This is a genomic window from Pseudomonas sp. B21-019 (assembly GCF_024749225.1).
GTDB lineage: Bacteria > Pseudomonadota > Gammaproteobacteria > Pseudomonadales > Pseudomonadaceae > Aquipseudomonas.
Genome location: NZ_CP087193.1, coordinates 4912160 through 4934440, shown reverse-complemented (window position 1 = coordinate 4934440; position 22281 = coordinate 4912160). Strand labels below are relative to the sequence as shown.

Annotated in this window: 18 protein-coding genes; 15 read left to right on the top strand and 3 right to left on the bottom strand. The window is 60.0% G+C overall.

Annotated features, from left to right (window positions below; genetic code table 11):
* The first annotated feature begins 501 nt into the window (after positions 1-501).
* From pcaR to pcaC, 11 genes are all read left to right on the top strand, one after another.
* Complete coding sequence (gene pcaR, locus LOY36_RS21980) at positions 502-1344, top strand: pca regulon transcriptional regulator PcaR (protein WP_007935836.1); 843 nt, start codon at positions 502-504, stop codon at positions 1342-1344.
* A 301-nt stretch (positions 1345-1645) separates the two neighbouring features.
* On the top strand, positions 1646-2992 hold the full coding sequence (locus LOY36_RS21975; protein ID WP_019580917.1) for an MFS transporter: 1347 nt from the start codon (positions 1646-1648) through the stop codon (positions 2990-2992).
* Between the two features lie 273 nt (positions 2993-3265).
* A complete protein-coding gene (locus LOY36_RS21970) occupies positions 3266-4123 on the top strand; it encodes a CoA transferase subunit A (RefSeq protein ID WP_018926877.1) in 858 nt (285 codons plus the stop codon).
* Positions 4123-4902, top strand: coding sequence for a CoA-transferase subunit beta (locus LOY36_RS21965; RefSeq protein ID WP_258670943.1), 780 nt, complete (start codon positions 4123-4125; stop codon positions 4900-4902). The genes LOY36_RS21970 and LOY36_RS21965 overlap by 1 nt, the downstream gene beginning before the upstream one ends.
* Positions 4899-6104 carry a 3-oxoadipyl-CoA thiolase gene (gene pcaF / locus LOY36_RS21960; RefSeq protein ID WP_172901227.1) on the top strand — a complete coding sequence of 402 codons (1206 nt, stop codon included), beginning with the start codon at positions 4899-4901 and terminating at the stop codon, positions 6102-6104. Before LOY36_RS21965 ends, pcaF begins: the two co-directional genes overlap by 4 nt.
* 37 nt (positions 6105-6141) lie before the next feature.
* Positions 6142-6846: a protocatechuate 3,4-dioxygenase subunit beta gene (pcaH, locus tag LOY36_RS21955; protein WP_111455066.1), complete on the top strand. Its 705-nt coding sequence runs from the start codon at positions 6142-6144 to the stop codon at positions 6844-6846.
* A 1-nt stretch (position 6847) separates the two neighbouring features.
* Positions 6848-7414, top strand: coding sequence for a protocatechuate 3,4-dioxygenase subunit alpha (gene pcaG / locus LOY36_RS21950; RefSeq protein WP_018926873.1), 567 nt, complete (start codon positions 6848-6850; stop codon positions 7412-7414).
* Between the two features lie 243 nt (positions 7415-7657).
* Positions 7658-8953: an MFS family transporter gene (locus LOY36_RS21945; RefSeq protein ID WP_019580913.1), complete on the top strand. Its 1296-nt coding sequence runs from the start codon at positions 7658-7660 to the stop codon at positions 8951-8953.
* Between the two features lie 45 nt (positions 8954-8998).
* Entirely contained in the window at positions 8999-10363 is a 1365-nt protein-coding gene (locus tag LOY36_RS21940; protein ID WP_258670940.1) for a 3-carboxy-cis,cis-muconate cycloisomerase, read from the top strand.
* 11 nt (positions 10364-10374) lie between these two features.
* Positions 10375-11181, top strand: a complete 807-nt coding sequence (pcaD, locus tag LOY36_RS21935) for a 3-oxoadipate enol-lactonase (RefSeq protein ID WP_019647905.1) — start codon at positions 10375-10377, stop codon at positions 11179-11181.
* A 10-nt stretch (positions 11182-11191) separates the two neighbouring features.
* Positions 11192-11584, top strand: coding sequence for a 4-carboxymuconolactone decarboxylase (pcaC, locus tag LOY36_RS21930; protein ID WP_007935810.1), 393 nt, complete (start codon positions 11192-11194; stop codon positions 11582-11584).
* A gap of 98 nt (positions 11585-11682) precedes the next feature.
* Here pcaC and LOY36_RS21925 read toward each other — a convergent pair whose 3' ends face one another.
* Positions 11683-12942, bottom strand: a complete 1260-nt coding sequence (locus tag LOY36_RS21925; protein WP_019647906.1) for an OprD family porin — start codon at positions 12940-12942, stop codon at positions 11683-11685.
* A gap of 619 nt (positions 12943-13561) precedes the next feature.
* Here LOY36_RS21925 and LOY36_RS21920 point away from each other — a divergent pair.
* The 4 genes from LOY36_RS21920 (at position 13562) to LOY36_RS21905 (ending at position 17586) form a co-directional block, all read left to right on the top strand.
* On the top strand, positions 13562-13825 hold the full coding sequence (locus LOY36_RS21920; protein WP_019647907.1) for an Os1348 family RiPP precursor: 264 nt from the start codon (positions 13562-13564) through the stop codon (positions 13823-13825).
* Positions 13826-13947: 122 nt separating this feature from the next.
* Positions 13948-14424, top strand: coding sequence for a GNAT family N-acetyltransferase (locus LOY36_RS21915; protein ID WP_026345682.1), 477 nt, complete (start codon positions 13948-13950; stop codon positions 14422-14424).
* 14 nt (positions 14425-14438) lie between these two features.
* Entirely contained in the window at positions 14439-15599 is a 1161-nt protein-coding gene (locus LOY36_RS21910; protein ID WP_258670932.1) for an aKG-HExxH-type peptide beta-hydroxylase, read from the top strand.
* Positions 15600-15615: 16 nt separating this feature from the next.
* Entirely contained in the window at positions 15616-17586 is a 1971-nt protein-coding gene (locus LOY36_RS21905) for a DUF692 family multinuclear iron-containing protein (RefSeq protein ID WP_258670930.1), read from the top strand.
* A gap of 71 nt (positions 17587-17657) precedes the next feature.
* On the opposite strand, the gene emhC is transcribed toward LOY36_RS21905, so the two are convergent.
* Positions 17658-19118: an efflux RND transporter outer membrane subunit EmhC gene (gene emhC, locus LOY36_RS21900; RefSeq protein WP_019647911.1), complete on the bottom strand. Its 1461-nt coding sequence runs from the start codon at positions 19116-19118 to the stop codon at positions 17658-17660.
* On the bottom strand, positions 19118-22279 hold the full coding sequence (gene emhB, locus LOY36_RS21895; protein WP_258670926.1) for an efflux RND transporter permease subunit EmhB: 3162 nt from the start codon (positions 22277-22279) through the stop codon (positions 19118-19120). The genes emhC and emhB overlap by 1 nt, the downstream gene beginning before the upstream one ends.
* Positions 22280-22281: the final 2 nt, after the last annotated feature.

Sequence of the window (22281 nt, the reverse complement as noted above, 5' to 3'; positions counted from 1 at the left end):
AGCTGACGCAGCATCAGTCTCCTGTTTCAGCGAGCGCGTTGGCGGAACATATTAAATGAGCGTCAAGCGCTTGCTGCGGACAGCGGCGATGGATATCGCGCTGCCGGCGGGCGGAATCGGTACAAAAAACCGGTCGCCTCTGAAATGCATTATAGCGGTCGATTCGAAGAACACTATCTCTTGGCAGTTAAAAGTAGTTCCTCATGTGTGATTGTTTTGTTGCTCGCAACTTGCCGGTAACTACGGTGGACTGATGCCAGTTGCAGTGGTGACTTTCTGGCGCCATTAAGCCGGACAAATTATTACATCGTTCTCCTTTAAACCAGTGACCGAAAATAACAACCGTATTGTGGGTGAGTGAAAGCAGGATGGCTGAATGTACGCAGCACGATTGCGATTATCGGCCTGTGGTTCGATAATCGCCCAATCCTGGCGGCCGCTGGCTTGTGTGTCAGACCGGGGCCGCTTGTAATAGTCGCTGATCCGAGTGGGGAACCTGATATGAACGATCAAATGCGCAATTCCTTCGCTTCAGTGGCGCCGCCGATCGTCGCCTCGCCCGCCAAGCGAATCCAGGCCCTGACCGGTGACCCGGATTTCATGACTTCCCTGGCCCGTGGCCTGGCGGTGGTGCAAGCGTTCCAGGAGCGCAAGCGGCACCTGACCATTGCACAGATCAGCCACCGTACGGAAATTCCCCGCGCCGCTGTGCGACGTTGCCTGCATACCCTGATCAAGCTCGGCTACGCCACCACCGACGGGCGCACCTATTCGCTGCTGCCCAAAGTCTTGACCCTGGGCCATGCCTATCTGTCGTCGACTCCACTGGCGGTGTCTGCTCAGCCGTACCTGGACCGCATGAGCGAGCAATTGCACGAGGCCTGCAACATGGCCACGCTGGAGGGCGATGACATTTTGTACATTGCGCGCTCGGCGACTACCCAGCGGCTGATTTCTGTCGACCTCTCGGTGGGTGGGCGCTTGCCGGCCTATTGCACCTCCATGGGCCGGATTCTGCTCGCCGCGCTGGACGACACGTCGCTGCGCGAATACCTCGACCATGCAGACTTGCAAGCCAAGACCAGTCGCACCCTGCATACCCCCGAAGCCTTGCTCGAATGCCTTCAAGAAGTACGGCGACAAGGCTGGTGCATCGTCGATCAGGAACTGGAGCAGGGCCTGCGATCGATTGCCGTGCCGGTGTATGACGCTTCTGGCCAGGTAGTGGCGGCGCTGAACGTCAGCACCCATGCCGGCCGGGTCAGCCGCAGCGAGTTGGAGCAACGTTTCCTGCCAGGTTTGTTGAGTGCCAGCCGCGACTTGAGTGCGCAGCTGTTCGCCTAAGCTCTTCGCCTAAGCTGTTCGATAAACGCACAGAGTCGCGTTTATCGAATTGACGCTGTTTCTCTCGGATCATTAATGTCGCGGCAGCGTCATCCGGCGCTGCTGGCCCTCGGCCGGTTGCCGGACGACGACCCAATAATAATGAGAAGAGGCATCGTCATGTGCACGTTTCCCCACTGTCGCTGTTCCCACCGGCTTAGCTGCCGAAACCGGATCGCCTGATCCCGACCTTCTTTTCTTGTGACAGCGTCAGCCTCGGCTGGCACTTGTTCGACTGCGTTCTTTGCGTGGAATAAAAATAATGAACCAGCCTCAGTCTGCTGTAGGGAACTGCCTCGACGTGCAGTCCTTCATCAACGCTCAACCCATTTCGCGCTACCAATGGCGGGTGGTGATCCTGTGTTTCCTGATTGTCTTCCTCGATGGCCTCGACACCGCGGCCATGGGGTTTATCGCGCCGGCATTGTCCCAGGACTGGGGCATCGATCGCGCCAGCCTCGGCCCGGTGATGAGTGCGGCACTGATCGGCATGGTCTTTGGCGCCTTGGGTTCCGGGCCGTTGGCTGACCGCTTCGGGCGAAAAGTCGTACTGGTAGGCGCGGTGTTGTTGTTCGGTGCGTTCAGCCTGGCATCGGCTTACAGCACTAATGTCGATCAACTGCTGGTGCTGCGTTTCCTCACCGGCCTGGGCCTGGGCGCCGGCATGCCGAACGCGACCACGCTGCTGTCCGAATACACCCCGGAACGCAAGAAATCCCTGCTGGTGACCAGCATGTTCTGCGGCTTCAACCTCGGTATGGCCGGGGGCGGGTTCATCTCGGCCAAACTGATCCCGGCCTTCGGCTGGCACAGCCTGTTGATGATCGGCGGGATTCTGCCGCTGATACTCACCGTCGTTTTGCTGTTGTGGTTGCCTGAATCGGCGCGCTATCTGGTGGTGCGCAATCGCGGTACCGACAAAGTGCGCAAGGCCCTGGCACCGATCGACCCAGCGGTGGTGGCCCAGGCTTCGAGCTTCAGCGTGCCGGAACAGAAAACCGTGAAGGCACGCAATGTGTTCGCGGTGATCTTCTCCGGCACTTACAGCACCGGCACATTGTTGCTGTGGCTGACGTACTTCATGGGGCTGGTGATTGTTTATCTGCTGACCAGTTGGTTGCCGACGCTGATGCGTGACAGCGGCGCGAGCATGGAGCAGGCCGCATTCATTGGTGCGCTGTTCCAGCTGGGTGGGGTGTTGAGCGCAGTGGGCGTGGGTTGGGCGATGGACCGGTTCAATCCGCACAAGGTCATCGGCACTTTCTACCTGTTGGCCGGAGTGTTTGCCTACGCGGTAGGGCAGAGCCTGGGCAACATCGCCGTGCTGGCGACCCTGGTGCTGGTGGCCGGGATGTGTGTCAACGGCGCGCAATCGGCAATGCCGTCGCTGGCGGCGCGTTTTTACCCGACGCAAGGGCGGGCGACCGGTGTGTCGTGGATGCTTGGGATTGGCCGCTTCGGCGCGATTCTGGGGGCGTGGATGGGCGCGACGTTGCTGGGCCTGGGCTGGAACTTCGAACAGGTGCTGACGGCGCTGGTGATTCCGGCCGCGTTGGCGACCACGGCGGTGGTGATCAAGGGCATGGTCAGCCATGCGGATGCGACCTGATCAGGTTTGAGATAGCGGGGTAGCAGAAAAGATCGCAGCCTGCGGCAGCTCCTACAAAGGAAAGCGAACACCCGTAGGAGCTGCCGCAGGCTGCGATCTTTTTGCAGGCGACAGAGAACGATAGTGAGGTAACAATCTGTTCGATAAACGAACACTCAGTCGATTATCGGATTGTTTGGGTCATTTCAGGGGCTTAATCTTCAGTCATTCCGGCGCTGCGCATCGGCGCCTTTTTCCCACACTGTCGGTTAATAATAAACGGGAGCCTGCCCCATGGCTGAAATCCTTTCGCTGCATGACGCGGTGAAGCAGTTCGTCAACGACGGCGATACCGTCGCGCTCGAAGGCTTCACTCACCTGATTCCTACGGCGGCTGGTCACGAAATCATTCGTCAGGGCAAGAAAGACCTGACCCTGGTGCGGATGACGCCCGACTTGATCTACGACCAGTTGATCGGTGCCGGTTGTGCTCGCAAACTGATTTTCTCCTGGGGCGGCAACCCCGGCGTCGGTTCGCTGCACCGTCTGCGTGACGCAGTCGAGCGACAGTGGCCGCATGCGCTGGAAATCGAAGAGCACAGCCACGCCGACCTGGCCAATGCCTACGTCGCGGGCGCTTCGGGCTTACCGTTCGCGGTGCTGCGTGCCTACGCCGGTTCCGACCTGCCGAAGGTCAACCCGCTGATCAAGACCGTCACGTGCCCGTTCACCGGCGAAGTGCTGGCGGCGGTGCCGTCGGTGCGTCCGGACATCACCGTGATTCACGCGCAGAAAGCCGACCGTCAAGGCAACGTGCTGCTCTGGGGCATTCTCGGGGTGCAGAAAGAAGCGGCGCTGGCGGCCAAACGCTGCATCGTCACCGTCGAAGAAATCGTCGACGATCTCAATGCACCGATGAACGCTTGCGTGCTGCCGACCTGGGCTCTGAGCGCGGTCTGCCACGTACCGGGCGGCGCGCATCCGTCCTACGCCCACGGTTACACCGAGCGTGACAACCGCTTCTACCAGGCCTGGGACCCGATTGCCCGCGACCGTGAAACCTTCACCGCGTGGATCAACGAGTACATCCACGGCTGCGCTGACTTCAGCGAGTTCCAGGCCAAGCTGGCCGCTGCTTCGGAGGCCAAGTAATGACTTACACCACCAATGAAATGATGACCGTCGCCGCCGCCCGCCGCCTGAAAAACGGTTCGGTGTGCTTCGTTGGTATCGGCCTGCCGTCGAAAGCCGCCAACCTGGCGCGACTGACGTCCTCGCCCGATGTAGTCCTGATCTACGAATCGGGTCCGATCGGTGCCAAGCCAAGCGTATTGCCATTGTCGATCGGTGACGGTGAGCTGGCGGAAACCGCCGACACCGTCGTCCCGACCGGTGAGATTTTTCGCTACTGGCTGCAGGGCGGGCGCATTGACGTCGGCTTCCTCGGCGCCGCGCAAGTCGATCGCTTCGGCAACATCAACACCACGGTGGTCGGCGACTACCATCAGCCGAAAGTTCGCCTGCCGGGTGCAGGTGGCGCGCCGGAGATCGCCGGTTCCGCCAAGAGCGTGCTGATCATCCTCAAGCAGTCGGCGCGTTCGTTCGTCGACAAGCTCGACTTCATTACCTCGGTCGGCCACGGCGAGGGCGGTGATTCGCGCAGACGTCTCGGCCTGCCAGGCGCCGGTCCTGTCGGCATTATTACCGACCTGTGCATCATGGAACCGGAAGCCGGCACCCATGAATTCGTGGTCACCGCGCTGCACCCAGGCGTGACCCGCGAGCAAGTGATCGCGGCCACCGGTTGGCCGATTCGTTTTGCCGACACGGTTGAAAACACTGCCGAGCCAACCGAGGTCGAGCTGACCGCGCTGCGAGATCTGGAAGCCCGCACTGCGGCGGCCCACGGCCAAGCACCCGGAGAAGCCTGATGCGTGACGTTTATATCTGTGACGCGATTCGTACCCCCATCGGCCGTTTCGGCGGTGGCCTGTCGGCGGTTCGCGCCGATGACCTGGCCGCCGTGCCGATCAAGGCGCTGATGGCGCGCAACCCGTCGGTGGACTGGAACGCGGTGGACGAGGTGTTCCTCGGCTGCGCCAACCAGGCCGGCGAAGACAACCGCAACGTGGCACGCATGGCGTTGCTGCTGGCGGGGCTGCCGGAAACCATTCCTGGCGTCACCCTCAATCGCCTCTGCGCTTCGGGCATGGACGCTATCGGCACTGCGTTTCGGGCCATCGCCAGCGGTGAGATGGAGTTGGCGATTGCCGGTGGCGTCGAATCGATGTCCCGCGCGCCATTCGTGATGGGCAAGGCGGACGCGGCGTTTTCGCGCAACATGAAGCTGGAAGACACCACCATCGGCTGGCGATTCATCAACCCGCTGATGAAAGCCCAGTACGGCGTCGATGCAATGCCGCAAACCGCCGATAACGTGGCCGACGATTACCAGGTTTCCCGCGAGGATCAGGACGCTTTCGCACTGCGCAGTCAGCAACGGACAGCCGCCGCGCAAGCCGCAGGATTTTTCGCCGAAGAAATCGTTGAAGTGCGCATTGCCCACAAGAAGGGTGAAACAGTGGTCAGCCAGGACGAACATCCTCGCGCCGATACCACACTCGAGACCCTGGCCAAACTCAAACCGGTCAACGGCCCCGACAAAACCGTCACCGCCGGCAATGCCTCCGGTGTGAACGACGGTGCTGCAGCGCTGATCCTGGCTTCGGCCGAAGCCGTGAAAAAACACGGCCTGACCGCCCGCGCCAAAGTGCTCGGCATGGCCAGCGCCGGCGTCGCACCACGGGTGATGGGTATCGGCCCGGTGCCGGCGGTGCGTAAATTGACTGAGCGCCTGGGCCTGGCGGTCAACGATTTCGACGTGATCGAACTCAACGAAGCCTTCGCCAGCCAGGGTCTGGCGGTGCTGCGTGAACTGGGACTGGCGGATGACGCGGCCCAGGTCAACCCGAACGGTGGCGCCATTGCCTTGGGCCATCCGCTGGGCATGAGCGGTGCGCGTCTGGTACTGACTGCACTGCATCAACTGGAAAAGACGGGCGGCAAGAAAGGCTTGGCGACCATGTGTGTCGGTGTCGGTCAGGGCCTGGCCCTGGCGATCGAACGGGTCTGACGCACAGAAGCGACTAATAAGAATTGAGGAAAGCGCAATGACTGACAAACCAGGTTACCGTCGCCCGCAGGCGGGCACTCAGCCGGAATACCTGCACCCTCCTTATCAATCCACCAACCTTCGCTCGCCGTCCAAGCCGTTGGTGTTTTTGCCTCATTCGCTGTCGGAAATCACCGGCCCGACCATCGGCGCCGAGCGTATTCAGGAGCGGGACAACGACCTGACCGCCCAGCACTCGGGCGAGCCATTGGGTGAACGGATCATCATCCACGGCCGTGTGCTGGATGAAGACGGTCTGCCGGTGCCGGGCATTCTGGTGGAGATCTGGCAGGCCAACGCCGCCGGTCGTTACAACCATGCCCGCGATCTGCACGACGCACCGATGGACCCGAACTTCACCGGCACCGGCCGCACCGTGACCGACGCCGATGGCTGGTACCAGTTCCAGACCATCAAGCCTGGCGCCTACCCGTGGGGTAACCACCACAATGCCTGGCGTCCGGCGCACATCCATTTCTCCCTGTTCGGGCCGAGCATTCTGACGCGCCTGGTGACCCAGATGTATTTCCCGGGCGACCCGTTGCTGGCTTACGACCCGATCTACAACTGCGTGCCCGATACCAGCGCCAAAGAGCGTTTGATCGCCAGTTTCGATCTGGAAAAAACCATCCCGTCCTATGCCCTCGCTTATCGTTGGGACATCGTTTTGCGCGGCCGCGACGCCACGCCGATGGAGAAATAAGATGACGCTGAACGCGACCACGTCCCACACCGTCGGACCGTACTACCACATCGGCCTGACCTGGCTGAACCGTGAAGACCTGACCGTTGAACAGACCCTCGGCGAGCGTGTGGCGATCACCGGGCAAGTCGTCGACGGCAATGGTGACTTCGTCAACGACGCCATGCTCGAAGTCTGGCAAGCCAACGCCGCTGGCAAGTACGACCACCCCGAAGACGATCAGGACAAACCCCTGGACCCGAACTTCGAAGGGTTTGGCCGGGTGCCGGTGGATGCGCAAGGGCGCTTTCGCTTTACCACGATCAAGCCGGGCACCGTGGAAGGCCTGAAGGGCACGACCCAGGCGCCGCACCTGGTGGTGCTGGTGTTTGCTCGCGGGTTGGTGAAACACTTGCTGACGCGGATTTACTTTGATGGTGAGCCAGCCAACGTGGCGGACCCACTGCTCGAATGCGTGCCCGCCGAGCGTCGTGGCACCTTGTTGGCGAAGCAGGATGCTGCGGGTGTTTATCAGTGGAATGTGATTCTGCAGGGGACGGATGCGGAGACGGTGTTCTTCGATTACTGAGTGATCGTTGCTCTTGTGGCGAGGGAGCTTGCTCCCGCTGGCTTGCGAAGCAAGCCCAAACCCGGCTGACATGATGTATCAGGCAAACCGCGCCAACCGGTTTTACGACTGCTTCGCAGCCGAGCGGGAGCAAGCTCCCTCGCCACAGAGATTGCATTGCTCTCAGGTTATGCATCCATCTGCGGAACGGGACTATTGCGAAATATGTCTAGACTCTCACGGTCCCCACAGAGTGAAAAAACAATGACAACCTCCACAGCTGTCTACACCGGTGAAGAACGCAGCAAAAGAATCTTTGCGATTGTCGGCGCCTCGTCCGGCAACCTGGTCGAGTGGTTCGACTTCTACGTCTACGCCTTCTGTGCGATCTACTTTGCCCCGGCCTTTTTTCCGTCCGATAACCCCACGGTGCAGTTGGTCAACACCGCGGGCGTGTTTGCCGCCGGGTTCCTGATGCGCCCCATCGGCGGCTGGATCTTCGGTCGGCTGGCGGACAAGCACGGGCGCAAGAACTCGATGCTGATCTCGATTCTGATGATGTGCTTCGGCTCGCTGCTCATCGCTTGCCTGCCGACCTACAACAGTATCGGTGTCTGGGCGCCGATCCTGCTGTTGTTCGCGCGCTTGCTGCAGGGCTTGTCGGTGGGCGGCGAATACGGCACCACCGCGACTTACATGAGCGAAGTCGCCCTCAAGGGCCAGCGTGGGTTCTTTGCGTCGTTCCAGTACGTGACGCTGATTGGCGGACAGTTGCTGGCGGTGTCGCTGGTGGTGATCCTGCAGCAGTTCCTCAACGAGGATGAATTGCGTGCCTACGGCTGGCGGATTCCGTTCGTGGTCGGTGCGGCGGCGGCGTTGATTTCGTTGTTCCTGCGTCGTGCGCTCAAGGAAACCAGCAGCAAGGAAATGCGTGAAAATAAAGACGCCGGCAGCATCGGTGCGCTGTTCCGCGATCATAAGGCCGCCTTCATCACCGTGCTGGGTTACACCGCCGGCGGTTCGCTGATTTTCTACACCTTCACCACGTACATGCAGAAATACCTGGTGAACACCGCCGGCATGCACGCCAAAACCGCCAGCTACATCATGACCGGCGCGCTGTTCCTTTACATGTGCATGCAGCCGTTCTTCGGCATGCTCGCCGACAAGATCGGCCGGCGCAATTCGATGCTCTGGTTCGGCGCTCTCGGCACGCTGTGCACCGTACCGATCCTGCTGAGCCTGAAAAGTGTCAGCAATCCATTCCTGGCCTTTGTGCTGATTACCGTGGCGCTGGCGATCGTCAGTTTCTACACCTCGATCAGCGGTCTGGTGAAAGCCGAAATGTTCCCGCCAGAAGTGCGCGCCTTGGGCGTAGGCCTGGCGTATGCGGTGGCCAACGCGATCTTCGGCGGTTCGGCGGAATATGTAGCCCTGAGCCTTAAAGCCGGAGGCATGGAAAACTCGTTCTACTGGTACGTGACGGTGATGATGGCGGTGGCGTTCCTGTTCAGCCTGCGTCTGCCGAAACAGCCGAAGTATTTGGAAAACGACCTTTGATCTTTATGCGGGGGCCTCACTGGCCCTCGCCTGCAAGGACTGTTTATGAATCAGCGACCGGGCAATCAATTGTTCGATGCCTACTTCACGGCACGCGATATGCGTGGGGTGTTCTGCGATCAGGGCCGGGTTCAGGCCATGCTGGATTTCGAAGCCGCACTGGCCCGGGCCGAGGCGCGGGTGGGCCTGATTCCGCAAGCGGCTGTCGCGTCTATCGAAGCGGCCTGTAAGGCCGAGCATTACGACTTCGCCGCTCTCGGCGAGGCAATTGCCACGGCGGGCAATTCGGCGATTCCGTTGGTCAAGGCGCTGGGCAAGCAGATCGCCAAAAGCGATGCTGAAGCCGAGCGCTACGTGCATCTGGGCGCGACCAGCCAGGACGTGATGGACACTGGCCTGGTGTTGCAATTGCGCCGCGCGCTGGAGCTGATCGAAGCTGATCTGGCGCAGCTGGGGGAAACCCTCGCGACCCAGGCCAAGCGATACGTCGCCACGCCGCTGGCCGGACGCACCTGGTTGCAACACGCGACACCGGTCACCCTTGGCATGAAGATCGCCGGTTGGCTGGGCGCGGTGACCCGCAGCCGCCAGCGTTTGCTGGAACTCAAACCGCGCCTGCTGGTGCTGCAATTCGGTGGCGCCTCCGGCACCCTCGCGGCCCTTGGTGAGCAGGCGATGCCGATTGCCGAAGTCTTGGCCGCGGAGCTGCAACTGACCTTGCCGGAACAACCCTGGCACACCCAGCGTGATCGTCTGGTGGAGTTCGGCGCAGTGCTGGGCTTGATCGCCGGTAGCCTCGGCAAACTCGGCCGCGACATCAGCCTGTTGATGCAGACCGAAGCTGGCGAAGTGTTCGAACCGTCGGCGCCGGGCAAGGGCGGTTCCTCGACCATGCCGCACAAACGCAACCCGGTGGGCGCGGCGGTACTGATCAGTGCGGCGACGCGGGTGCCGGGTTTGCTTTCGACTTTGTTCAGCGCGATGCCCCAGGAACACGAACGTAGCCTGGGCCTGTGGCATGCCGAATGGGAAACCCTGCCGGAGATCTGCTGCTTGGTGTCGGGCAGCCTGCAGCAAGCGCTGTTGGTGGCCGACGGACTGGAAGTGGACGCGATGCGCATGACCCGCAACCTCGACCTGACCCAGGGCCTGGTGCTCGCCGAAGCCGTGAGCATCGTCCTGGCGCAACGGGTCGGTCGCGACACCGCGCACCATCTGCTGGAGCAATGCTGCAAGCGCGCCGTGGCCGAGCAACGTCATCTGCGCGCGGTACTCGGCGACGAGCCGCAAGTGACCGCCGAGTTGTCGGACACTGAACTCGATCATCTGCTGGACCCCGCCCATTACCTCGGTCAGGCCCATACCTGGGTCGAGCGAGCGGTGGCTGAACATTTTGCGTTGACTGCCTGAAGGAGACTGCTGTGGCATTCGTACAACTCGCCGATGGCGAACTGCACTACCAAATTCAAGGGCCGCAACTCGACGGACCGGCGGATGCGCCGGTACTGGTGCTGTCCAACTCACTGGGCACCGACCTGCACATGTGGGACGCGCAGATCCCGGCGTTCGCCGAGCATTTCCGGGTGCTGCGTTTTGACACCCGTGGTCACGGCAAGTCATTGGTGACGCCGGGGCCGTACAGCATCGAGCAACTGGGCCGCGACGTGCTGGCGCTGCTGGATGCCTTGCACATCGAGCGCGCGCATTTCTGTGGTCTGTCCATGGGCGGGTTGATCGGTCAATGGCTGGGGATCAACGCCGGTCAGCGTTTGAACAAACTGATCGTGTGCAACACCGCGGCGAAAATCGGCGATCCATCGGTGTGGAACCCACGAATCGAAACCGTGCTGCGTGACGGCGCGGCGGCAATGGTGGCATTGCGTGATGCGTCGATTGCACGCTGGTTTACCCCGGATTTTTCCGCCGCCAATCCGGCAGCGGCGAAGCAGATCACCGACATGCTCGCGGCTACCTCGCCTGAAGGTTACGCGGCCAATTGCGCGGCGGTGCGCGATGCCGATTTCCGCGATCAGTTGTCCTCGATCAAGGCGCCGCTGCTGGTGATCGCCGGCACCGAAGATGCGGTCACACCGCCGTCTGGCGGGCATTTCATTCAGGAACATGTGCGGGGCGCCGAGTACGCCGAGTTCTACGCCGCGCACCTGTCCAACGTCCAGGCCGGCGCTGCGTTCAGCGAGCGGGTGCTGGCGTTTCTTTCAGGTCATTGAGGAATTTTTTGTGGACGAGAAACAACGTTACGACGAGGGCATGAAAGTCCGTCGCGCAGTGCTCGGTGACGCCCACGTCGACCGCAGCCTGAACGCGCTGACCGAGTTCAACTCGGAGTTCCAGGAGATGATCACCCGCCACGCCTGGGGCGACATCTGGACCCGTCCGGGCCTGCCGCGCCACACCCGCAGCCTGATCACCATCGCCATGCTGATCGGCATGAACCGCAACGAAGAACTCAAACTGCACCTGCGCGCCGCCGCCAACAACGGCGTGACCCGCAGCGAGATCAAGGAAGTGATCATGCAGAGCGCGATCTATTGCGGAATTCCGGCGGCCAACGCGACGTTCCACCTGGCCGAGTCGGTGTGGGATGAGTTGGGGGTTGAGTCGCGGGAATAGGGTTACGGCTAAAAAAGATCGCAGCCTGCGGCAGCTCCTACAGAGGAATGGTGAACCCCTGTAGGAGCTGCCGCAGGCTGCGATCTTTTGATTTATGTTTACAACAAACTGATCGGATAGCTGACGATCAAGCGGTTCTCGTCGAACTCGTTGTTGCTGAAGTCACGGCGGATGGTGGAGTTGCGCCATTTGACGTTGAGGTCTTTGAGTGCGCCGCTTTGCACGGTGTAACCCAGTTCGCTTTCGCGGCCCCATTCCTTGCCGTCGCTGGTGGTGGCGGTGTGGACGTTGTCGCCGCTGATGTAGCGGTTCATCAGGGTCAGGCCCGGCACGCCCAGAGCGGCGAAGTTGTAGTCGTGGCGCACTTGCCAGGATTTTTCCCTGGCGTTGTCATAGCTGGAGTTGTAGCTGTCGTTGGCCAGGGTGCCGCCGCTGGTGCCGTTGACCCGCATCCAGGCGTTGTCGCCGGTGAGTTTTTGCAGGCCGACGTAGAAGGTGTTGCCACCGTATTTGGCCGAGAACAGGCCCGACCAGGTCTTGTTGTCCAGCTCGCCCGCCCGGGCGCTGCCGTCATCCTTACCGTAGAAGAACCCGAGGTTGGCGCCCAGCGTCCAGTCGCCCAGCGGTTGGGTGTGGATCAGGTTGACGTATTGCTGGCTGTAGATGTCTTTGAGTTCAGCATTCCACAGGCCAATCTGAGTGCGCTTGTCGTTGAAGACGTATTCGCCGCCCTGGAAGTTGAAGCGGTCTGACTTGAAGGCCGCTTTGCCGGTCATCGACATATCGCTCATGCTGCTGTCGTCGCGCGGGCTGTTGGCGCGGAACTGGCCGCCGTAGAGCGTCAGGCCATCGATTTCCTTCGAAGTGATCTGGCCGCCACGGAAGGTCTGCGGCAGCGAGCGACCGTCGTCCGAACGCAGGATCGGCAGCACCGGCATCCATTCGCCGACCTTCACTTCGGTCTGGGACAGCTTCGCCTTGAACGCCACGTTGGCGCGACCGAAGTTGTCCGCCGGGCGACCATCGTGATCCAGCGGCAGCAACTGCGTCCCACCGGTGCCTTTACCGCCGTCGAGCTTGACCGAATACAACCCCAGCACGTCCATGCCGAACCCGACGGTGCCCTGGGTGAACCCGGATTTGGCGTCGAGGATAAAGCTTTGCGTCCACTCTTCAGCCTTGCCCTGGCTCTTGGTCGGATTGGTGAAGTTACGGTTGATGTAGAAGTTACGCAGGTTCAGGTTGACCTTGGCACCTTCGACAAAGCCTGCTTCCTCGGCCAAGGCGGGCAGGGCCGCGCCGGCCAGTGCGATGGCGATCAGACTGGGGAACAAATACTGCGTGGTGGAGGAAGTCATGGACTCGGGTCTCTCTAATTGTCAGGGATAAGGCAGTACACAGCCGCAACCAAGGGGTCGCAGACAAAAAATCGAATTCGGATAAGGGGGCGGGCGAGATCAGCCGGAGCGCAGAGGGCGCGTAGTCATGGTGTCGGACCTTGTTGTTATTGATTTTTGCAGGTGCGGACAATGGTGCGAGGGATGGGCGGGGGATTCAATTGGGGGGGGTGGGGTTTTGGGCGATTAACGAACACTAATCGACGCCAGCCTGGGCGCGGACGGTATGAGGCATTCTTAATAAAATCCCATAGTTATTCAGGTTGATAAGGGGTATCCACGGATGTGTTCTATTAATGGCGCCTTGTTGTTTTGTTGATGTTAGATGGAAGTGTTTATTGCTTTAGTTGTAAGACGTTTCCTACAGTGTTGGCTGTCATTAAAGGTAGATCAATAATCGCCGGTTAAACTTAAGAATTGGTGTTGTCGGTTATCGTAAAAAGATTTAAAGGGAGCCATGGGCTTGGCTGGAAAAGAAAAGAGGTCTTGCTATATTCAAATTCCTCAGGCGGGCAAAAGAAACTCTCTTGCTTCGTCAGGGGATGTTTTTCGTCATGCCGAAATAACAAGGAGAAGTACCATGGGTAATAAAGTCAATCAGGAACGTTTGGCCTCGGTTCTGGGACGGGCCGTGCTGGACGAAAAATTTGCCAGCGCCTTACACAGTGATCCGGCAGGGGCGGCTAAAAATATTGGCGTGCACTTAAGTACTGACGAGATCGCGGCGGTTAAAGGTATTGATGCTGCAAAACTGACGGCAGCTTCCTCCAGCATTCGGAACAACCTGGGGATACGCGCGGTATTTGATACACAGAACCAGCAGCAACAAGCGCGCATGGATTAACGGTGGGTGATGCCATTTGGCGTGCCACGAAAGGTGGGCTTTTACGGTGGTACGCCGAATGGCCTTATCAGACTCATGACCTGAAGCGCTCGGGCGCGGCTCGGGCGCGGAGTGAATGACGCATGTCTGTCACCTTGGCTCCAATGAATGACGCGGACTTTGTGACGTTCGCCGAAAGAGCCCTTGCTGAATATGGCGACGGGATGGTCGCCGCCGGCGAGTGGGGCCAGGAGGAGGCGTCGCAAAGGGCACGAAGTGTCTTCGAGCAATTGTTGCCGCAAGGGCGACTGACTGAAAAGAATCAACTCTGGGTGATCGAGGATCAAGCGCGGCGTATCGGTGAGTTATGGGTCGCCGAACGCCACGCTGGCGCCGGTCGGATCGCCTTCATTCTGGATATTTACATTGACCCCGGCGAACGCCGCCAGGGTTATGCAAAACAATCGCTGCTGGCCCTGGAGTCATGGGCGAGCCAGGCGGGATGCAGGGAAGTGCGGTTGCATGTCTTTGGTCGCAACGATGCGGCGCGTCGTCTTTATGAACAACTGGGTTATGGCATTGCCAGTCTGACAATGGCGAAGCCGTTGCCGCCAACCTAAGGGAAGGTTGAGAAATGGACATCGGTAACAGTGGTCAACGTGAGCTCTCGGTCGAGGATTTATTTCAGGGCACGACCTTCCTTGCGGATTCGGAGCCTTCGCGATTTGAAGTCTTGCTGGAGCGTGTCAGTCGAAATCGATACACCAGCTTTGTTGCGCTGTACACCGAACTTTTTCAGTTGTTTCCCAACGCTCCACATCTGGCAGAGTTCTTTGAACAGGCGTTTAATCTTATCGTTCCTCCGACCCGTGAACAGCGCTTGATTATTAATGATCCGGTGTTTCAAGTGTGGAATGTACTGACGGCTCATCATGCCAATCTGGTCATCACGAAAAAGACCGAGGACAGGAGTGAGCTGGAAAAAATGCTGTTTGAATTTCCAGAGATGTTAGTGCGTGTCAAAGCATCCGATAGTTCCCGCGTGAATCATTATTGCCCCCCTGTGCATCGGTTTGATGTCGATCCGCTGGTGGCGATAGTGATGCCGCCCAGCTATGAGTTTCCGGAGGATGAAGCCGTCCGCAAACAGTTGGAGCGTAGCGGTTACTCCGTACGGTTTTTTTGCGACGTGGTGAATATTGCCCTGTTGCGCATAGAGCACACATGGCCCGCCTGCCGTGAGCAAATCAAAAAACTGGTCAAGTCGATTTTTTATTTACCCGATGGTTCATTTCGAAGCTGTTCGGCGTCCCGTTTCACCGGAATCATCCTGTTGTCGAGCCGGGATGATTCGATACTCGATCTGGAAGAGTCCCTGGTGCATGAGGCCACCCATCAGTTGCTCTATCACATTGTCGAGGCGTGCCCGGTCGTTAAGGAAGAAACCTCGCGGGAGCCGTTGTACACCTTGCCGTGGTCGGGACAGAAGCGTGACTTTTATGGCTACTTCCACGCGTTTTACGTGTACATCGCATTGGTCAAATACCTGGGGCGGGTACGTTCGCGTTCGACCGAAGAGCTGCAACGGGCGCAAAACCGTCTTTTGTACATTCTGCGAGGCTTGATCAAGGCATTGCCGGACTTTGAGGCCAGCACTGAATTCACCCCACAAGGACGTCAACTTCTGGAAAACCTCGCCAAAGAGGTCAGAGCACAGGAAAACCAATATGCCGGGCTGTTGGCGATATCGGGGACTGATACTGAGCAACAACGCTTGCTGGGTCTGACCGCCTGAAGCCGGGGAGGCTCACATGGGGATGTTTGATGCCTCGTCCTATCCTGAGGCCGGAGTAGGGCTGGAATACCATTTGCCACGGCGCAGGGCACAGGATGACCGGTCGGAGGATGGACTTGACCCGACGGTCGAGCGAATTCTCGCTGAGGGTTTGCCGCATTTCGATTACGTCGAGTTTCAGCCGACGCACTGCATTCTTCAGCCTCGTTTACTTGACGTCAGCGCTCAAGTACCGAGCCTGCTGCATTCGTCCAGTTTGTCCCTGGGCAGCGTAGGCATCGCGATGGATCGCGAGTTTCTGCACATGACGCGGCGACTGTGCGACAAAACCCGCTCGCCGTGGCTGGCCGAGCATATTTCCTGGTCGCGTTTCCACGGTGGCGACACGCAGCATTTCATTTTGCCGACCCTGGCCCAAGAGGTGGCTGACACGGTGGTGGCCAATGCCATCGAATTGCGCGAGCTCACGGCCACACTGCTGGTGCTGGAAAACGCACCGCGGTTGTTTTCATTGTCGGGCGCACAAGAGCAGTCCGAAGGCGAGTTCATTTCCAGTGTGGTGGAGCGCAGCGGCTCGGGATTTTTGCTGGATCTCGACAGCGCGATCACGACCGCCAGAACCCAGGGTTACGACCTGAACGACTATTTGCGTTCGTTGCCGCTGGACCGGTTGATTGAAATTCACACCGGCCATCCGCGGCGGGATTGGGACATTTTGCGTGAACTGTTCAGGTCATCCCCGGTGAAAGCGATCACCCTGGAGTGGGATATTTCGCGCAAAACCGATGACGCGGAACTGTTGACCTTGATCAAGGCCATCAAGTCCTTGAGGCCCAAGGCCCTGTTCTGGCAGGGGCTTGATCAACAGGGCGATCAACAGACGCCGTCGGAGGGCGCGCAGACCCTGCTGAAACTCAGGGAAAGCACCTGGCTCAGCGTTGGCTCGGCGTCGTTTTTTATCCGGGACCGGCAGCAGGACCTGAGCCTGGAGTTTGACGTGACGTTGCTGCCGTTACTGCGCCACTTCCTGAGCCCGCAGACGCTGGAGAGTGCCTTGTTGCTGCCGGGGGTTTTGCAGAGTCCGGCACAGGACGACAACCTGGCATTCCTGAGAACGCTGGTCAGCCACGGTGTTTTGTTGCCCGTCGCCAATCAATCGGACAGCGCCCCGTCCGAGGAGGATAAACATCCGCTCAACCTTTGGAACCGCTGGGATGCGGCGCTGGAGTTTTACCTGAGTACCCGGACCGGCTCGCACACGCCCTACATCAGCGTTGCCGAGCTGGAAACGGAGCTGGAGCAAAAGGCTTCGGCGCAACGCCAGCCGTCGGCGTTCAAGGACTATTGGTCCCATCCGTTCATTGCCCTGGAAAACCCGCTGTTGCCTGCCTGCGCGATCGCTCAGCCGACGCTGCTGGACTCGCTGTGCAATCGCCGCACGTCGCGAACCTTCAGTGATCAGCCGTTGAGTTCGGCGCAGCTGTCTTTGTTGCTCTATTACACCTGGGGCGCGACGGTCATGGAGCACAACCGCATGGGCGACTACTTCCTGAAGAAAACCTCGCCGGCCGGCGGTTCGCTGCAGGGCACCGAGGTGTATGCGGTGCTGATGAATGTGCAAGGTTTCGAGCGGGGTCTTTACCATTATTCGGTGCGTCGTCACGGGCTGGAGCTGCTTTCCTTGGAAGACCCGCGAGCCTGGATCAGCGAGGCTTGTGGCAGTCAGACATGGATCAAGGATGCGGCAGCGGTGTTCGTTTCCACGGCGCGGGTCGAGCGAATGGCCTGGAAATACGAATTCAGCCGCGCACTGCGGGTGGCGCTGATGGATGCCGGGCATCTGAGTCAGACCTTTTCCCTGCTGGCCACCGCGCTGGGCCTGGGCAGTTTCACTACCGCAGCGTTACGCGACGAAATGTTCGAAAACCGCTTGGGGCTCGATTATCTGGAAGAGCCGGTGTTTCTGGTCAATGGCGTCGGGGTGTGAAGTGAACAGGCTGGTTTATTCACGGCCAACAAAAAGCCCACCAAGTGGTGGGCTTCGTGTTTACGGCGCTATCAGAACAACTTCATCTTCGGCGCTTCTTCTTTCAACGGCTCGTTCTTCGCCGTCTGTTCATTCCAGCCACCGCCCAACGCCTTGTACAGGTTGACCGCGCTGGTCAGCTGCGCCAAGCGGTCGGTGATCAGCGCCTGTTGGGCACTGAACAGCTGACGCTGGGCATCGAGGAAGGTCAGGTTGCTGTCGACCCCGATGCGATAACGACGCTCGGCCAGACGGTAGTAGTCCTGGTTGGCGCTGACGAAATCACGCTGAGCCTGCAACTGCTCGGTGTAGGTCTGGCGTGCAGCCAGGCCATCGGCGACTTCCTGGAAGGCCGTTTGAATGGACTTCTCGTAGTTCGCCACGCTGATGTCTTTCTGGATCTTGGAGTAATCCAGGCTGGCGCGCAGGCTGCCGGCGTTGAAGATCGGCAGGTTGATTTGCGGCTGGAACAACCAGGTGCCCGAACCACCCTTGAACAGACCGGACAGGTCCGGGCTCAGGGAGCCGGCATTGGCGGTCAGGCTGATGCTCGGGAAGAACGCCGCCCGTGCCGCGCCGATGTTGGCGTTGGCGGCCTTGAGGTTGTATTCGGCCTGGAGGATGTCCGGGCGACGTTGCAGCAAGTCCGACGGCAGGCCGGCTGGCACGTCGCTCAGCAGGTCGTCCGACAGTGGCTTGGCTGCTTGCAGATTGGCCGGGATACCGGTGCCGAGCAGCAACACCAGGCTGTTTTCATCCTGGGCGACCTGACGGGTGTATTTGGCCTGTTGCGCACGGGCGTTTTCCACCGAGGTACGTGACTGGGCCAGATCCAGCGCCGAGGCTACGCCCACTTCGTTGCTGCGCGAGGTGAGCTTGTAGCTCTCCTCGAAGGCACCGAGGGTTTCCTGGGTCAGTTTCAGCAGTTCCTTGTCGGCCTGCCAGGTCAGATAGGCATTGGCCACGCTGGCCACCAGACTGATCTGCGTGCTGCGCCGTGCTTCTTCAGTGGCGAAGTACTTCTGCAGGGCCTCTTCGCTCAGGCTGCGCACCCGACCGAACAGGTCGAGTTCATAGGCGCTGATGCCGACGGTGGCCGAGTAGGAGCTGCTGATGGTCGCATTACCGGACTGCGAGGACCGTGCCGGAACCCGCTGACGACTGCCGCTGCCGGTGGCCGAAACCGCCGGGAACAGGTCGGCGCGCTGGATGCGGTATTGAGCCGCATAAGCGTCGATGTTCAGCGCCGCGACGCGCAGGTCACGGTTGTTCTCCAGCGCGGTCTGAATCACCTGTTGCAGCGCCGGGTCGTGGAAAAACTGCTTCCAGCCCTGTTCAGCGGCGGCCTGGTTGGGCGCCTGGGCCGGCGAATACGCCGGGCCTTGCGGGTATTGGCCCGCCACCGGTGCTTCAGGCCGCTGATAATCGGGTATCAGCGAGCAGCCACTCAGCACGAAAGCGGTGACTGCCAGGGAGAGTAGCGACTTGCTCATTAGCCAGCCTCTTGAGAAGTTTCAATGGCGTCATCCTGGTCGGCGACTTTGCGCTGGCCCATGGACGACACGGTGACGAAGAATAATGGGACCCAGAAGATCGCCAGGATCGTGGCCGTGAGCATACCGCCAATCACCCCGGTACCGATCGCATGTTGGCTACCCGAACCTGCGCCCGTGGAAATGGCCAGCGGTACCACGCCGAGTACGAACGCGAGCGAGGTCATGATGATCGGTCGCAGACGCATCCGGCAGGCTTCGATCGCTGCATCGCGCAGGCTACGCCCTTGCTCATGCAGTTCCTTGGCGAACTCGACGATCAGAATGGCGTTTTTCGCCGCCAGACCGATGGTGGTCAACAGCCCCACCTGGAAATACACGTCGTTGGACAGGCCGCGCAGGCTGGTCGCCATCAGCGCACCGATGATCCCCAGCGGCACGACCAGCATGACCGCGATCGGGATCGACCAGCTTTCATACAACGCCGCCAGACACAGGAACACCATCAGCAGCGACAAGGCGTACAGCGCTGGCGCTTGCGAGCCGGACAGACGTTCTTCGTACGACAGACCGGTCCAGGAAATACCGACACCGGCCGGCAGTTTCTTGGCCAGGGCTTCGACTTCGGCCATGGCTTCACCGGTGGAATATCCGGGCGCCGGGGCACCGAGGATTTCTATCGCCTCCACGCCGTTGTAACGGGCCAGTTTCGGCGAACCGTAGATCCATTCACCCCGGGCGAAGGCCGAGAACGGAACCATGGTGCCGGCGCTGTTGCGCACGTACCACTTCTTCAGGTCTTCAGGGCTCATGCGAGCGCCAGGCAGGCCTTGCACATAAACCTTCTTCACTCGACCACGGTCGATGAAGTCGTTCACATAGCTACTGCCCAGGGCAATCGACAGGGTGTTGTTGATGTCGGTGAGGGTCACGCCCAAGGCGCTTGCCTTCTCATCGTCGATTTCCAGCTGGTATTGCGGCTCGTCGTTCAGACCGTTCGGACGCACTTGCGACAGGACCTTGCTTTGCGCCGCCATGCCGAGGAACTGGTTGCGTGCCTGCATGAGCTTCTCGTGACCGATACCTGCACGGTCCTGAAGGAACACGTCGAAACCGGTGGCGTTACCCAATTCCAGTACTGCCGGTGGCGCGAAGGCAAACACCATGGCGTCGCGGAAGGTAAAGAAGTGCTGTTGGGCACGGGCCGCCAGTTTGAACACGCTGTTGTCGGCGTTACGTTCGTCCCACGGTTTGAGCATGATGAACGCCATGCCCGAACTCTGGCCACGGCCGGCGAAGTTGAAGCCGGTCACGGTAAACACCGAGGCCACCGCATCGCCTTCGCCGCCATCCTTGCTCGGACGCAGCAGGAACTCGCGCATTTCATCCACGACCACCTGCGTGCGCTGGGAGCTGGAACCGGCCGGGGTTTGCACCTGGGCAAACAGTACGCCCTGGTCTTCTTCCGGCAGGAACGCCGTTGGAATGCGGGTGAACAGCCAGATCATGCCGACCACGATAATCAGGTACGCCAGCAGGTACGGAGCCTTGTACGCGAGCATGTTGCCGACGCCGCGCTCGTAGCTTTTGACGCCACGGTCGAAGTTGCGGTTGAACCAGCCGAAGAAGCCGCGTTTCGGCGTGCCGTGCTCGCCTTTCGGAATCGCCTTGAGCATGGTGGCGCAAAGCGCCGGGGTGAAGATCAATGCAACCAGCACCGACAAGGCCATGGCCGAAACGATGGTGATCGAGAACTGCTTGTAGATCACACCGGTGGAGCCACTGAAGAACGCCATCGGCAGCAGTACCGCCGACAACACCAGGGCAATACCGACCAGAGCACCCTGGATCTGCCCCATGGATTTCTTGGTGGCCTCCTTGGGTGACAGGCCTTCTTCGCTCATGACCCGTTCGACGTTTTCCACCACGACGATGGCATCGTCCACCAGCAAGCCGATGGCCAGCACCATACCGAACATGGTCAGGGTGTTGATGCTGAAGCCGAATGCCGCGAGGATCCCGAATGTACCCAGCAATACCACCGGCACGGTCATCGTGGTGATGACGGTGGCGCGGAAGTTTTGCAGGAACAGGAACATCACCAGGAACACCAGCACGATCGCTTCGACCAGGGTTTCAACCACACCCTTGATCGACTCGGTCACCACCGGGGTGGTGTCGTACGGGAACACCACTTCCATCCCTTGCGGGAAGAACGGCTTCAGGTCGTTGATGGTTTTGCGCAAGGCTTTTGCGGTGTCGAGGGCGTTGGCACCGTTGGCCAGCTTCACTGCCAGACCGGAAGCCGGGCTGCCGTTGAACTGGGCGCTGACGCTGTAGTTCTCGCCACCCAGGCCTACTTCGGCGACGTCTTTGAGGCGAACCTGCGAGCCGTCCTTGTTGACCTTGAGCAGGATTTCCTTGAACTGCTCGGCGGTCTGCAGACGGGTCTTGCCGATGATCGTAGCGTTCAGTTGCTGGCCGGGCAGGGCGGGCAAGCCGCCGAGTTGACCGGACGAGACCTGGACGTTCTGCGCCGCGATGGCGGTTTTCACGTCCACCGGGGTCAGGTTGAAGTTGTTCAACTTGGCCGGATCGAGCCAGATCCGCATCGCGTACTGGGCACCGAAGACCTGGAAGTCACCGACACCGGCGGTCCGCGAGATCGGGTCCTGCATGTTCGACACGATGTAGTTGGACAGGTCGTCCTTGGTCATGCTGCCGTCGCGCGACACCACACCGATGACCATCAGGAAGTTTTTCACCGACTTGGTCACGCGGATACCCTGCTGCTGCACTTCTTGCGGCAGCAGCGGGGTGGCCAGGTTCAGTTTGTTCTGGACCTGAACCTGCGCGGTATCGGAGCTGGTGCCTTGCTCGAAGGTCGCGGTGATGGTCATGCTGCCGTCGGAGTTACTTTCCGACGAGACATAACGCAGGTTGTCGATACCGTTGAGCTGTTGCTCGATCACCTGCACCACGGTGTCCTGCACGGTTTGTGCAGACGCGCCAGGGTAAGTAACGGAGATCGCAATGGCCGGAGGCGCAATGCTCGGGTATTGGTTGATCGGCAGCTTGAGGATCGATAAAGCCCCGACCAGCATGATCACCAGGGCAATTACCCAGGCGAAAATCGGACGGTCGATAAAAAATTTCGACATGG